Consider the following 13,793-nt stretch of genomic DNA (forward strand, 5'->3'; position numbering starts at 1 on the left):
ACCATCAGTATTATAAATTATGGATAAAGGGGAAAATTTATCGTGACTAAGAATGCACTCGTTACTGGAATAACTGGACAGGACGGCTCTTATTTAGCGGAATTACTGCTGGAGAAGGGCTATAAGGTTTATGGACTGCGTAGAAGAACTAGTACTCCAATCATGGAGAATATCGAACATATTCAGAATGAAATTGAATTTATCGATGGTGATTTACTGGATCAGGGTTCACTGTTTAATGCGGTGCGCATTTCGAATCCAGACGAGGTGTATAATCTGGCAGCCCAATCTTTCGTAGGCACTTCATGGATTCAGCCTATACTGACAGGACAATCAACAGCGATTGGTGTCACCAACATGCTCGAGGCTGTACGCTATGCAAAGCCAGATGCAAGATACTATCAGGCATCGAGCAGTGAGATGTTTGGTAAAGTGGTGGAAACGCCTCAGAAGGAGACAACCCCATTCTATCCGCGCAGTCCTTACGGTGTAGCCAAGGTTTACGGGCACTGGATAACCGTTAATTATCGCGAAAGCTATGATATGTATGCTTGCTCCGGCATTCTGTTCAACCATGAGTCTCCTCGCAGAGGCGTGGAATTTGTGACCAGAAAGGTAACGGACGCGGTGGCAAGAATTAAATTGGGACTCCAAACAGAGTTGCGTTTGGGCAACCTGGATGCCAAACGTGATTGGGGATTTGCAGGCGATTATGTAAAGGCCATGTGGCTCATGCTGCAGCAAGACAAGGCAGAAGATTTTGTTATTTCAACAGGAGAAACCCATACCGTAGAGGAACTTGTCGCCATTGCCTTTGGTCATGTGGACCTCAACTGGAGAGATTATGTTGTTATTGATGAAAAGTTCGTTCGTCCAGCTGAGGTGGACTTATTGCTAGGGGATTGTTCAAAAGCGAAAGAGAAGCTCGGATGGAAGTTGGAGGTTGGATTTGAGCAAATGGTTAAGATGATGGTCGATAACGATTTGCAGAAAATCTCCAGCAATAATAATTATTTGGTACACCAATGAAAGCCTTAGTTACCGGAGTTAGTGGTTTTGTTGGCAGGCACCTAGCTCAAAACTTAGTTGATCATAGTTATGAAGTATGGGGCGCATCACGTGGGGCGCCTTCTTCCATGCTAGAAGGAGTGCATATCCTTAAAATTGACTTCTATGATAAAGAAACGATAACGAATGTTATAGAAGCAGTAAAACCGGATGTTATCTTTCATCTATCGGGTCAAAGCTCAGTTCAGTATTCATGGGGTCATATTAATGAAACCTTTCAATCAAATGTAATGGATGCTATCGGACTATTTGAGGCTGTCAAGGACTCCTCCATAAAAAGCAGCGTAAGAATTATATCGATAGGCTCGTCGGAAGAGTATGGATTAGTTAAAGATTTACCGATCGTGGAGGACGCAGATACGAATCCAGGCAACCCTTACGGGTTGTCCAAACTTACTTTGAGTAAGTTGATACTCTCATATTGTAGTGTTTATCAAATAAATATCATTCACGCCCGAGCCTTTAATCATATAGGCCCGGGCCAAGCCCTGGGTTTCGTAACAAGTGACTTTGCCAACCAACTGATTAAGATAGAGTTGGGTAAAGCTGAGCCGGTAATCTCTGTTGGGGATTTAAGCAGTAAACGAGATTTTACAGATGTGAGAGATATCGTAGAGGCGTACCGGTTGCTTTTTGAAAAAGGTAAATCGGGAGAAGTCTATAACGTGTGCTCCGGTAAATGTGTCTCCATCCAAGACATCCTTACGCTGCTCGTATCCTTTTCATCCAAGCCAATCGAGGTTGTGATAGACAAAGACAAATTAAGACCAAATAATGTTCCTGAGTATTATGGCTCGAATGGTAAGTTGACGGAGGCGACCGGGTGGACCCCTTCAATCTCTTTAGAAAATAGCTTGAGGGATATTTACATGTATTGGAAGGAGCGGCACTTATATATATCTTCTGAGGAAGTGCAACTGACATTAGAAAGTCAGCAGATCTGATTGGAGGACTTTTACGCTTACCAATTTATATAGATAGGGGGTGGATACCTTGATTATTGAAGATGCCGTTAAGCTGGACCTGAGTGATATCTCCAAAGAGCTGTCTTTTTTACTCTATCTTCTCCGCAATAACACGCATGAAGAAATTCTCATAAAGCAATATGCATCGGATATCGATTGGGATATGTTCATGAAACTCGCGCTGCACCACCGGGTTTATCCGCTTGTATATCTGCGACTTAAAGGGGTGGATGCATCCCTCATTCCATCCGAGGTTATGGCGTCTCTCCAGCAGCATTATCATAGTAACGTGATGAAAATGCTTCATTTAAGCAGGGAAATGAGCCAGCTTTGTGAGGCGCTCAAGGATACTGGGGTGCGTACACTTTTGCTTAAAGGCCCTATACTAGCTACGCAGCTCTATGGGGATCTGGCACATAGGACTTCGAAGGATTTGGATATCTTGGTGGATGCGGATGACGTGGAAAGAGTTGAACGGGTGCTGGTACAGCTTGGGTACGAATTGCAGGATGAACGTATCTTGGGAAATTGGAAGAAAACAAGCCATCATTTGTCCTACGAGCATAAGAAAAATTCAGCGCAGATCGAAGTTCACTGGCGTCTGAATCCTCATTATAACAAGTCATTTTCCTTTGATTTATTGTGGGAGCGCAGGAATGATGTGATGCTGTCCCATCAGATTTATCATTATCTGGGAAATGAGGATTTGCTAAACTATTTGGCCGACCATGGTGCCAGGCATGGTTGGTTCCGGCTGCGTTGGCTGATGGATATTGCAAGGCTGCTTCCCATGATAAACAGCAACGATATGAAGGCCCACTTTGAGCGATATGGGGGACAGCAATATGTAGGGCAGGCCTTTATTCTTTTATCGCGACTGTTCTCAGTCGACATTCCGCACGATATGACTGTATTAACGATAAACTCCAAAGCCCACCGCCTTGCACAAAGTGCACTCTACTATATTAAAAGGATCGTCAAATTGAACCCGGTGCCGGAGAAAAGCGTGGCATGGCGTTATAACCGTTACCTATTCTCGTTAATGACGGGAAAACAGAAAGTTTTGTATATATTGAATAAGTTTCTGCCCAATTCGCGGGACGCTTCGGTACTGCCATTACCCAAATCACTGCACTTTCTGTATTATCCGCTCCGGCCATTTCTCTGGTTCTGGCGGCGTATGAAACAACCATCGATTTAAGGGTGCATCATCGCTTTTATCATTGGATCACAATCACAATCCATTTTGTAGAAGCGGGTATCATCAGAATATTCTCAGGCCAGTTTATATAGCTGAAAAAAGGGGGGTTCTATCCATGACTACTGAATTAATCACGACAGACGCTCTCGTTGTACAATCCGAAGGTTTCTTGGTCAGTGATATGGATGGCGAGAAGGTGATGCTGAGCATCGAAAACGGCAAGTATTATAATCTGGGACGGATTGGCGGGCGGATATGGGAACTTATTTCGTCTCCCGTCACGATCTCCAATATGGTGGATCAATTGGTATTGGAATATGAGATCGAACCGGAGCTCTGTGAGCAGCAGGTACGATTATTCCTCAAGCAGTTAGCCACAGAAGGCCTTGTTCAGGTGGATAAATAGCAATGAGCCTGTACCGGAAAGCACGCCGATTCATGTCTTATCCTGTAAGCATGAAGCTTATGTTGGCAGAAGCTTACTTGTATCTGGCTTGGGGAAGAGTGTTCAAGCTGTTCCCTTTTCAAAAGGTATCTCCGTCTCTGGGAGAACCTATGAAGGAGACACCGTATGTGGGCTATACGGAGGAGGAGCTTTCGCTTGTCCGCCAAATCTCCAGAGCCGTCCATACCATGAGCCGTGTCACATGGTGGGAAAGCCAATGCCTGGTTAAAGCCGTTGCCGCGATGAAGATGCTGGAGCGAAGAGGGATTCCGAGTACACTTTATCTGGGAAGCGGTCGGGACGATAACGGAATGATGGTTGCCCATGCCTGGCTCCGCTTCGGCTCTTATATTGTAACGGGAAGAGAAGGGCATGAAAGGTATGCCGTTGTCGGGATATTCGGTAAGGATATGGGGACCGAAGGTTTGAACTTGAAGCGGTCATCCGATAAGGAGTTTTTACATTGAAGGATCTCTTTTATTTTATCCGTAAAATGCATGGGATGGCCGGGTTTAAGCTCTACCTCAATATGGGTATGATCCTGTTCATCAGTGTTCTGGACGGCATCGGCATCTATTTGATCGTCCCTCTGCTCGGTGTCATTGGTGTATTCCAGACCGATTTGAGCGGGGTGCCGCTTGTCTCAACCTTGATGGATCTAGCTGGTTCATGGTCATTGCAGTTCAATTTGCCGATGGTGCTGGTCCTCTATGTGGTGATTGTGGGCGGGCAAGCCCTGCTGCAGCGCAGTCAGAACCTGTTGAATGCAAAAATATTGCAGCGATTCATTCGCAAACTGCGCATGGAAACGTATCAGGGGTTGCTGCATGCCAAGTGGGAGTTCTTCCTGCGCCACCGCAAGTCGGATTTCAACCATGTCATGACCAATGAACTCGGGCGCGTGAATCAAGGCACGTTTCTGTTCTTGCAGATGGTTTCGTCTTTCTTGTTCACGATAATTCAGATTGGGCTTGCTCTATGGCTTGCCCCGATGCTGACCCTCATCGTCCTGATGAGCGGTGGGCTCCTTGCCCTGTTTGGACGCCGATTCATCCGGCGGTCGAAGCGGATCGGCGAGCAGACGACAGAGCTTTCGAAATATTATTTTGCGGGCATCAGCGAACATTTCAACGGCATAAAGGATATTAAGAGCAACCGGTTGGAGCCATTTCATATGAACTGGTTTGACAGGCTGTCGCGAAAAATGGAGCATAATTTTATCCAATTTGGCAAGATCAATTCCTTGTCCCAGCTGATCTATCGGCTCTCGTCTGTATTGCTGGTTGCCGGATTTGTGTATTTGGCGCTGGAAGTGCTGCGTACGCCTGCTGAACAGCTGCTGATGATCGTTCTTATCTTTTCGCGCCTATGGCCTAGATTTATCAGCATTCAATCGAGCACCGAGCAGCTCGTGTCGAATTTCCCGGCCTTCCGGGCGATACGCGAGCTGCAAGCGGAATACGAGGTAGACAGGGAGATCGCCGGATCGATTTCGATGACAGGGGGCGAGCGACTTCAGCTGCAGCATGGAATCGATTGTACTCATGTGGACTATCGGTACGATGGCGCTTCCCCCGTCTATGCTTTGCGAAATATCAACTTACATATTCCTGCTAATCGCATGACGGCCATCGTCGGCAAATCAGGGGCGGGCAAGAGCACCCTTATCGATCTTCTTATGGGACTGATCCAACCGGAGAGCGGGCAAGTTCTTGTGGACGGCGTGTCTATGGAGGACGAACGTCAGTTGATGTCGCTCCGAGGGGGTATCGGATATGTGGCGCAGGATCCTTTTCTCTTCAATGAGAGCATCCGGGATAATCTGAAGCTGGTTGCTCCCGATGCCTCGGATAACGAGCTGTGGGAAGCGCTGAGGTTTTCAGCCTCCGACGAATTCGTACATGGGCTTCCGCTAGGCCTCGACACCGTCATTGGTGACCGCGGTATCCGCCTGTCCGGTGGAGAACGTCAGCGGATTGTGCTGGCGAGAGCTATCTTGAAAAAGCCTTCGATTCTGGTGTTGGACGAAGCGACAAGCGCACTCGACAGTGAGAACGAGCAGCGGATACAGGAAGCGTTGGAACAGCTGAAAGGGAGCATGACGATCATCGTGATCGCCCACCGACTGTCCACCATTCGCCATGCCGATCAGGTCATCGTGATGGAGCAAGGGCGGGTTATCCAGCAGGGGGGGTATCAGCAGCTTTCCCAAGATCACAAAGGCACTTTCCGGCAGCTGCTGAGTTATCAGACAGGTGCTCAGATGTAACCTCTGATTGGATCGCATAACACTGCTGTATGTGCAAGACGTGTTGTTTAAAGCTGCAACCCTACGGCCATTTCCCGGTATTTCACCGGGAAATGGCCGTTTTTTTTTGCGGAAGCATTTCTTGAGCTAGCAGATTATACTTACACCGGGCCTCCTTATCAACATCCCTTTAGCGGCCATTTGTTTACATTCAGCTTACCCTTGTCTTTTTATGAATTGTACATAAGAAATAAGACGTTTGCTATTTTGGAACGGTTGGGGTATAATAAGTTTATTGGGATTTTGACCTGAGATTCACATATTGCAGAGGGTTATTATTTTGATCAGGAACCTTGTGCAATATGTGAATTTTTTGTTTTTAACCAAAAATGAGAAAATCATATAAATTTAGGAGGTGTTTCTATGCAAACAGGAACAGTGAAATGGTTTAACGCAGAAAAAGGATTTGGTTTCATCGAGGTTGAAGGTGGCGAAGACGTATTCGTACACTTTAGTGCAATCACAGGTGACGGCTTCAAGTCGCTTGATGAAGGACAACGTGTTGAATTTAACGTAGTCCAAGGCAACCGCGGTCAACAAGCTGAGAACGTTGTAAAACTGTAGATTTTTGAAAAGATCCCCAAACGTACCGTTTGGGGTTTTTTTTATAATAGAGCTCAAAACAGCATGAAGGCGTTAAAAATGTAGCTAAGGGGGAAGTTCATTGTCTTATTCTTGGAATAAACCACTGGAAAATCTGCCGGAAGAGATGACTGCGATCTGGTCTTGTACGAAGGAAGGGTGTAACGGTTGGATTCGAGATAGCTTCTCGTTCAAGGAAGTTCCCGTTTGTTCACAGTGCGCGTCGTCCATGGTCAGCAGCAATAAAGTCTTGCCGATCCTTGTTTCGTCGGATCAGCAAATCAAGCTTTACCGTAAGAATCAGCGCAAGGACACCAAATCGTAAGGGGCTGCTCTCACGGCTCCTTAACCATTTTGTTTTAGTCGTTGCGTTAAAGAAAGGTTGAGATCTCATGCAGGTGTTCGAAGATTGGAATTTAAAGGTGAAAAAAACGTTTAATGCAACCAGTAATGAAGAAGTATTAACCGTTTCTGAGGCAGGTCAATTGTTAGGTCTGTCCAAAGATCAAATGAAAAGATATGTCGATCAGAATAAGCTGACCAAAGTTCCGATCATGAGAAGCGTGCATCGATACCTTTTGTTGAAGAGTGAAATCGATCATATTGTGAAAAACGGTAGGTCTGCTCACCCCAATATATAACTGAAACGGGCACCCATTCGGGTGTCTTTTTTATCGTGCTAAATTTCGCGTGAACATAGTTTTATTGGGAAGCATGGAAACGAAACAGTTTGAAGGTCAAAAAAGGTCAAATCGAAAGATCGAAACCAATTCATGCGAAAAATCGGCTGAAAATACGATATTTTAGTCCTGTTTTCTTTATAATCGGTTTTGGCATTTATGCGTGCAAGGCATATAATAAAGGCGTAAGGTCAAAAAAGGTCAAACAAGAAAGGGGAAATCTATGATGTTTGATTTGATGCCATTTGGAAAGCGCAGAGAGGATGCCTTCGGGCAGTTGGTGAAGTCATTTCACGATGTCTTTAACGATGCGTTTCAAGATGAGGTGTTTGCACCGTTCAAAGGTTCGATGATGTCTTTCAAAACAGACGTTAAAGAGACGGAGCGCGCTTATCTGGTTGAGGCGGAGCTTCCAGGTTTTCAAAAAGACGACATCGAAATCAGCTACGCTGACCCTTACTTAACGATCAAAGCCGTTCGCAAGGAAGATAACAGCGTGGAGGATACGAAGCAGCAAATCGTCCGGAAGGAACGTCGTTATGGCGAGTATGTGCGCAGATTCTACGTTCAGAATATAGCAGAGGACCAAATTGCCGCTTCCCTGAAGGATGGGGTCCTCAAGCTTGAAATACCGAAACAGCCGGACTCTGGTAAGAAACGCATCCAGATCCGGGATGATATCTAATAAACGTACCCTCCGATCTATATGGTCGGGGGGATTTTTTTGCCTAGCATTAGTTATATTTTTACATATATTCCATCAAATTTCGGCATTTGAAACCTTTTAGCGGTATGTAGGGTATTATAGGTTAAATGTAAACTTTTCGAGGGGGAAACTCATGGTGGGAATCTTATCGAGGTTTAAGGATGTTATGAAGGTGAATGTGAACGCACTGTTGGATCGGACGGAAGATCCGGAGAAAACAGTTGACACGTATATGCGTAGCTTGAATACGGACTTGGGTCAGGTGAAAGCGGAGACGGCTTCCGTGCTTTCGGATGAGCGAAGAGCGAAGCGGGCCCTTGATGAGTGTGGTGCCGAGATCAAGAAGTTGCAGCGATATGCAGAGAAGGCCGTAGAAGCGGGAAATGAGGATAATGCCCTGAAGTTTCTGGAGAGAAAAGCAACCCAGGCCCAGAAGCTGAACGAACTGCAGGCAGCATACGAATCGGCATCCGCAAACGCCATTAGGATGAAACAAATGCAGGATAAGCTGGTGTCGGACATGAGCCAATTGGAGGCTCGCTATGCCGAGTTGAAAGGGAAGATGGCGGCTGCCAAAGCCCAGCAGGATTTAAACGCCAGCCATTCATCCTCGGGCGGTGCGAATGCGGCATTCAACACGATGGAAGAGAAGGCAAACCGTGCCTTGGATGAAGCGCTGGCCCTGGCTGAGCTTCGCTCCGGAGCGAAGGAAGACGATCTGGACGATCTGATCGCTGAATTGGAGAAGAATATGAGGAAGGACGGAGCTGCTCCAATGGAGACTCTCCCTGCCCAGGATGAACTGGAAGCAATCAAAGAAAAGCTGAAAGAGAAGGAATAATCATTTCATTGTTATCGAGGTGAGGAAATGCCGGTTATCGAATACAAGTGCCCGAACTGCGGCAGCAGCATGGTTTTTGACGGCGATACAGGAATGTTGTCTTGCCTGAGCTGCGGAAGAAAAGATAATATCGAGGAAATTCCCGACCCGCTGAAAAAGCAGGTTTTCGTCGAAAACGAAGTGAAGGAGTATCACTGCAACAGCTGCGGGGCCGTCATCGTGACAGAGCCGGAGACCAGCGCCACGACCTGCAGCTTCTGCGGATCCGCCGTTGTACTCAGCGACCGACTGAGCGGCGATCTGGCTCCGGTCATGGTTATCCCTTTTTCGATTACCAAGGAAGAAGCGATGAAGGCTTTCAAGAAATGGTGCAGAAATGGCCTCCTGACACCAAGCGGATTTATGACAGCAAACCGGATCAAGGAAATTACCGGGATATATGTACCTTTTTGGCTATATGAGTTACATAATCGGGTTGAAGTTCATGGCCACGCCACCAAGGTGAGAACCTACACACAAGGAGATTACCAGTACACGGAGACCCAGCATTTTGACATCTACCGGAAGATTCGCTTGAACTATATGAAGGTGCCGATCGATGCTTCGGAGAAAATGAACGATGAGTTGATGGATAAGCTGGAGCCTTTTCCCTATCAGCAGCTGAAGGAATTCAAGACGCCTTATCTCGCCGGGTACATTGCCGAAAAATACAGCAATGATGAGCAGCAGCTCCTTCCGCGTGCCAAAGATAAGATCAGCTCCTACATTGATTCGTATATCTCGTCAGCCGTGTCAGGATACACAACCGTAAATTATACCAACAAGCAGATCGATACCACCTTAAAGCAGGCGGATTATGTCCTCCTTCCGGTATGGATGGTGCACTATGATTACAATAAATCGGAGCATACCTTTGCGATGAACGGCCAGACGGGAAAAGTGGTCGGCAAGCCGCCGATCAGCAAAGCGAAAGTAGCTGCGTGGTTTGCAGGCATTTCGGGCGTCTCGTTACTGTCATTGAAGCTGATCTCCTGGGCGATGGGAGGAGGTTTCCTGTGAGAAGAAGATATGTATTAGGTGCTGTTTTGTTCTTCCTGGTTGCCTATTTGATGGTTCCGGCCTTGATGGTCAAAGCTGCAGATGATAAGCCATTGATCTTTGATGAAGCCAATCTGCTCAGTCCGGAAGAACGAGAAGAGCTGAATGCCATGGCTAATGAGTATGGCGCCGAGCGCGAGACAGACTTTATGATACTTACGGTTAACAGCGTTCCGAATGACGATTATGAGACATGGACGGAAAACTTTTACGATGAGTACGCCCCCGGGTATGATAAGTCGCACGGCAATACCGTTATTTTGACCATAGTAATGAGTGCTCGTGACGGTTCTCGTAACGTGCATCTGGAAGGTTATTATAAAGCTGAGAAGTATCTCGATTCCGGGAGACTGACCAAAATACGCAACAAGATTACGCCCGATTTATCGAGAGGTAATTATAAGCAGGCGTTTGAAAAATACATCAAAACCGCTCATCGTTACATGGGCTTTGAGCCGGACATGAACCCGGATAATATTCTGTTTAATCTTTGGTTTCAACTGGGATCTGCCGCTGCCATCGGCGCTATCGCCGTGGGTGTCATGGCTTACCGTTCTGGAGGACGGGTGACTGTCAATTCTCGCACCTATGAGGATACCAGCACATCGGGGATACTGAACCAGCAGGACCGTTATGTTAGAACAACGGTAACGAAGCAGAAGATCGAGCGAAACACGAGCAGCGGCTCAGGCGGCGGAGGCGGTGGCAGCGTCAGCAGTGGCGGACATTCGCATAGCAGCAGCAGCGGGAAATTTTAAGGGAAGGGATGAATAACATCGATGGGATTTTTCAAGAACCAATTCTCTAATGTCGTGGAATGGGAAGAGTTTAGGGACGATATGATTTTCTGGAAATGGAGCAACCGGGAGATTAAAAAAGGAAGTAAGCTGGTCATCCGCTCCGGTCAAGACGCGATTTTTGTCAATAATGGCAAGATCGAGGGGATTTTTGAGGATGAAGGCGTATATAACATCGACTCGGATATCATTCCGTTTCTTTCTACTTTAAAGGGATTTAAATTTGGCTTTAACAGTGGCATGCGCGTGGAAGTACTGTTCGTGAACACGAAGGAATTCACCGTCAGATGGGGGACGCAGAATCCAGTCCTCATTCCGACGCCGCAGCTTCCGGGCGGTATGCCGATCCGTGCCAACGGCACGTTCAATTTTAAAGTGAATGATTATGTGACGCTGATCGACAGAATCGCCGGGATGAAAGAGAGCTATCTTGTGGACGACGTCAAGATCCGGATCACTTCGGTGCTCGATCAATTGTTGATGAAATGGATCAGTCGCGAAGGCAAGGACATGTTTAATCTGCAGGCGAATGCCTCTGAAATCGCGAGAGGGATTCGAGAAGACCTGGACATGGAAGTGATGGACAACGGAATAACGATCACCGGCTTCCAGGTGATGAGTTTCAACTATCCGAAGGAAATTCAGGATATGATCACCAAGACGGCTTCCCATGAAATGATCGGCAATCTGCAAAAATACCAGCAGGTCAGCATGACGGATGGGATTGCATCCGGCAAGGTGCAAGGCGGCGGTGCGGCTTCGGATATGGCCGGCATGATGATGGGAATGAACATGGCTAATGAAATGATGAAAAATATGAATCAGAACCAGAACCAAAACAATTCGAATCAAAGCCAACAGCCTCCGGCTGCGAAGGAGCCATCCGCCCCGGCGGCTGCATCCGCTTCCGAAGGAGGCAAGAAGCCCAATTTCTGCCCGAACTGCGGCGCAAAGAATGAAGGGGCGAACTTCTGTCCGAATTGTGGGCAGAAGCTGGGTTAAGTTGAATTTGTGACTAGCCGCGCTAATAAATGTACAAGATTTGATACAAAGTTCGATGCCATCATTGGAATGACGCAAATGGTGGTGGCGTTGAGCGAACGTAAAAACTCTTATCAAAACAGCACCCCTCGCTTTTAAAGCGGAGGGTGCTGTTTTTCTATGTTCGCTGTTTCCTTTAACTAGTTATGTATCCACCTATACTGTTTGTACCTTCTTAGTTATCTTTCGTTCTCCACGTTCCTCCAACACGTTACTTCCAGCTCTGCAACCCTCTCTTCTCATATAGATTCACTTCTCTGTCTGTTCCAACTCCTGCACAAAAAATGTGATTCCTACATGAAAATGATTACGACCCATTCGATCAAATTCCTAATGAAGCTGGTCCAGCGGGCGATTGAGAACTCGCCGGGCCAAAAACAACCGGTGGAACCCGTTTGATTCGGCCGCGCGAGTACCGAATCCGGCCAATGAGAACTAGGCGTGCTGCAGCGGTGAATGCTACGATGGCTCCGTTCGAATCCTGCAATCCTCACAAGAAAAGGAGGAATGTCTTTAAGAGCAACGGAGAACGTTCGGTGGGCCGTTTGTCGAGCTGTCGCGGAGCTGCCGGCGCTGCCCGGCACATGCGAAAGAATAAGCAAAAAGGAGGTATTAAAGAAATGAGTATTAAAAGCAGGAAGCAATGGCTTTTCGTTGTTGTGCTTGTTTTCGTTGTTCTCTTGACGGGGTGCACAAGGGGCGGAGGGAATTCCGCCGACGAGCCGAAGCCGGAACCTCAGATGGCCGTGACAGAGCAGGAGGATGAGCAGCCAAAGAGCGGGGAAGAGCAGCAGGCGCCTGAGGAGGAGCAAACGATTGACATGCAGGGAAAACCGGTGCGCGTCATATCGTGGGGCTATGCCGGAGGCGAGAAGGGCACAGAAGCAGGTGAGCAGCGAATCGCCCTCGAGCAGGAATTGGAAAAGAAGTACAATACAAAGTTTCAATTCGAGCAGATTCCCTGGGGTGATATCCAGGATAAGATTACAGCGTCCATCGTAGCCGGCGAGCCGATCGCGGATGTCTTCCTGCTGGAGCGGTATCGGGCATTCCCTGCGATGGTGCAGAAGGATTTCCTGCAGCCGATTGATGGCATTCTGGATATTAACAACGAAAAGTGGCCTGCTGAAATGCGGATGACCGGCAGCTTCGATGGCAAAGTGTACGGCTTCTCGACGGCTGTAGGCGGCGGGGGCGGCATTTATTACAACAAGGCGATATTGAAGAAGGAGGGTTTACCAGATCCACAAGAGCTGCATGAGAAAGGGGAGTGGAATTGGGATACGTTTCTGGATATAGCGAAGAAGTCGACCAAGGATACAAACGGTGACGGGAAAATTGACCAGTACGGGCTGGCGCTTACCTCAGTAAACTTCGTACCGGCATTTATCGCGTCGAATGACGGAGACGTGACAAAGGTGGTCGACGGTAAGCTGGCGTTCACCGGGGACGACGAAAATGCGATGGAAGCGCTGCGGTTTTATAGCGATTTGAGTAATGTGCACAAAGTCGTCAAGCCGAACCAGACTGACAATTGGGAAGATTACATCAACGCCTTCAACGAAGGCATCGTCGCGATGCGGTATGGAGAAGGTTGGGAGGGAGGCGGTATTCAGACGAACCTGGGGAATGATTACGGCTTCATCTTCATTCCGAAAGGGCCGAAAGCGACCGCTTACCACAACGCGATGCAGCCGACGCTCTGGTTCGTGCCGAAGGGTGCGAATCCGGATGCTGTCCGCATCTACGCCGAGTACCTGCTCGGCTACATGCCGAAGGAGGGGGAGTTGGACGCTTGGACGGAATCGCTGTTTGCCGATCAGAAGAGCCTCGACAACTACATGGAGATGGGAAAAATTATGAAGCCGAAGGATTGGGAGGGAATCCCTAACTTTGGTCAGGAAATCCGCAAGGTCTGGGATAATATCGGTGCAGGCAAGGAAACGCCGGAAACGGGCATGAAGAGCGTACGTCCGGTGCTGGAAGGGCTGCTCGATGCAGCGCAGTAATCATAGCGATACTCCGCGGTGCCCGGGCTTCGGGAAGTCTCCCGGATGCCGC

General features: G+C 47.7%; 15 protein-coding genes. All 15 read left to right on the forward strand.

What is annotated here, in order from left to right:
- Positions 1-42: 42 nt before the first annotated feature.
- The 15 genes from gmd (at position 43) to NYE54_RS01880 (ending at position 13,741) form a co-directional block, all read left to right on the forward strand.
- Positions 43-1,029 carry a GDP-mannose 4,6-dehydratase gene (gmd, locus tag NYE54_RS01810; protein ID WP_339269579.1) on the forward strand — a complete coding sequence of 329 codons (987 nt, stop codon included), beginning with the start codon at positions 43-45 and terminating at the stop codon, positions 1,027-1,029.
- A complete protein-coding gene (locus NYE54_RS01815; protein ID WP_339269581.1) occupies positions 1,026-2,012 on the forward strand; it encodes a GDP-mannose 4,6-dehydratase in 987 nt (328 codons plus the stop codon). The genes gmd and NYE54_RS01815 overlap by 4 nt, the downstream gene beginning before the upstream one ends.
- A gap of 49 nt (positions 2,013-2,061) precedes the next feature.
- Entirely contained in the window at positions 2,062-3,234 is a 1,173-nt protein-coding gene (locus NYE54_RS01820) for a nucleotidyltransferase family protein (protein WP_339269583.1), read from the forward strand.
- A gap of 115 nt (positions 3,235-3,349) precedes the next feature.
- Positions 3,350-3,640: a lasso peptide biosynthesis PqqD family chaperone gene (locus NYE54_RS01825; RefSeq protein ID WP_076322552.1), complete on the forward strand. Its 291-nt coding sequence runs from the start codon at positions 3,350-3,352 to the stop codon at positions 3,638-3,640.
- Between the two features lie 2 nt (positions 3,641-3,642).
- A complete protein-coding gene (locus NYE54_RS01830) occupies positions 3,643-4,146 on the forward strand; it encodes a lasso peptide biosynthesis B2 protein (protein WP_339269586.1) in 504 nt (167 codons plus the stop codon).
- The gene (locus NYE54_RS01835; protein WP_339269588.1) at positions 4,143-5,948 is read left to right on the forward strand and encodes an ABC transporter ATP-binding protein; all 1,806 of its coding nucleotides are present in this window, start codon (positions 4,143-4,145) and stop codon (positions 5,946-5,948) included. Before NYE54_RS01830 ends, NYE54_RS01835 begins: the two co-directional genes overlap by 4 nt.
- 402 nt (positions 5,949-6,350) lie before the next feature.
- Entirely contained in the window at positions 6,351-6,551 is a 201-nt protein-coding gene (locus NYE54_RS01840; RefSeq protein ID WP_006207692.1) for a cold-shock protein, read from the forward strand.
- Positions 6,552-6,651: 100 nt separating this feature from the next.
- On the forward strand, positions 6,652-6,894 hold the full coding sequence (locus NYE54_RS01845) for a cold-shock protein (protein WP_076322548.1): 243 nt from the start codon (positions 6,652-6,654) through the stop codon (positions 6,892-6,894).
- A gap of 67 nt (positions 6,895-6,961) precedes the next feature.
- The gene (locus NYE54_RS01850) at positions 6,962-7,210 is read left to right on the forward strand and encodes a helix-turn-helix domain-containing protein (RefSeq protein ID WP_339269591.1); all 249 of its coding nucleotides are present in this window, start codon (positions 6,962-6,964) and stop codon (positions 7,208-7,210) included.
- Between the two features lie 265 nt (positions 7,211-7,475).
- A complete protein-coding gene (locus tag NYE54_RS01855) occupies positions 7,476-7,934 on the forward strand; it encodes an Hsp20/alpha crystallin family protein (RefSeq protein WP_098741486.1) in 459 nt (152 codons plus the stop codon).
- 157 nt (positions 7,935-8,091) lie between these two features.
- Positions 8,092-8,796, forward strand: a complete 705-nt coding sequence (locus tag NYE54_RS01860; RefSeq protein WP_339273362.1) for a PspA/IM30 family protein — start codon at positions 8,092-8,094, stop codon at positions 8,794-8,796.
- Between the two features lie 27 nt (positions 8,797-8,823).
- Positions 8,824-9,855, forward strand: a complete 1,032-nt coding sequence (locus tag NYE54_RS01865; RefSeq protein ID WP_339269593.1) for a TFIIB-type zinc ribbon-containing protein — start codon at positions 8,824-8,826, stop codon at positions 9,853-9,855.
- Positions 9,852-10,652, forward strand: coding sequence for a TPM domain-containing protein (locus NYE54_RS01870; RefSeq protein ID WP_339269595.1), 801 nt, complete (start codon positions 9,852-9,854; stop codon positions 10,650-10,652). Before NYE54_RS01865 ends, NYE54_RS01870 begins: the two co-directional genes overlap by 4 nt.
- 21 nt (positions 10,653-10,673) lie before the next feature.
- Positions 10,674-11,693: an SPFH domain-containing protein gene (locus NYE54_RS01875; RefSeq protein WP_339269597.1), complete on the forward strand. Its 1,020-nt coding sequence runs from the start codon at positions 10,674-10,676 to the stop codon at positions 11,691-11,693.
- Between the two features lie 659 nt (positions 11,694-12,352).
- Complete coding sequence (locus NYE54_RS01880) at positions 12,353-13,741, forward strand: extracellular solute-binding protein (protein WP_339269599.1); 1,389 nt, start codon at positions 12,353-12,355, stop codon at positions 13,739-13,741.
- Positions 13,742-13,793: the final 52 nt, after the last annotated feature.

This window comes from Paenibacillus sp. FSL K6-1330 (assembly GCF_037976825.1).
Lineage (GTDB): Bacteria > Bacillota > Bacilli > Paenibacillales > Paenibacillaceae > Paenibacillus_AQ.

What these genes read in the sequence shown, in the direction of transcription:
- NYE54_RS01855 (WP_098741486.1), top strand. Translation starts at nt 7,476, where the DNA reads ATGTTTGATTTGATGCCATTTGGAAAGCGCAGAGAGGATGCCTTCGGG.
- NYE54_RS01875 (WP_339269597.1), top strand. Translation starts at nt 10,674, where the DNA reads ATGGGATTTTTCAAGAACCAATTCTCTAATGTCGTGGAATGGGAAGAG.
- NYE54_RS01850 (WP_339269591.1), top strand. Translation starts at nt 6,962, where the DNA reads ATGCAGGTGTTCGAAGATTGGAATTTAAAGGTGAAAAAAACGTTTAAT.
- NYE54_RS01865 (WP_339269593.1), top strand. Translation starts at nt 8,824, where the DNA reads ATGCCGGTTATCGAATACAAGTGCCCGAACTGCGGCAGCAGCATGGTT.
- NYE54_RS01880 (WP_339269599.1), top strand. Translation starts at nt 12,353, where the DNA reads ATGAGTATTAAAAGCAGGAAGCAATGGCTTTTCGTTGTTGTGCTTGTT.
- NYE54_RS01830 (WP_339269586.1), top strand. Translation starts at nt 3,643, where the DNA reads ATGAGCCTGTACCGGAAAGCACGCCGATTCATGTCTTATCCTGTAAGC.
- NYE54_RS01815 (WP_339269581.1), top strand. Translation starts at nt 1,026, where the DNA reads ATGAAAGCCTTAGTTACCGGAGTTAGTGGTTTTGTTGGCAGGCACCTA.
- NYE54_RS01825 (WP_076322552.1), top strand. Translation starts at nt 3,350, where the DNA reads ATGACTACTGAATTAATCACGACAGACGCTCTCGTTGTACAATCCGAA.
- NYE54_RS01840 (WP_006207692.1), top strand. Translation starts at nt 6,351, where the DNA reads ATGCAAACAGGAACAGTGAAATGGTTTAACGCAGAAAAAGGATTTGGT.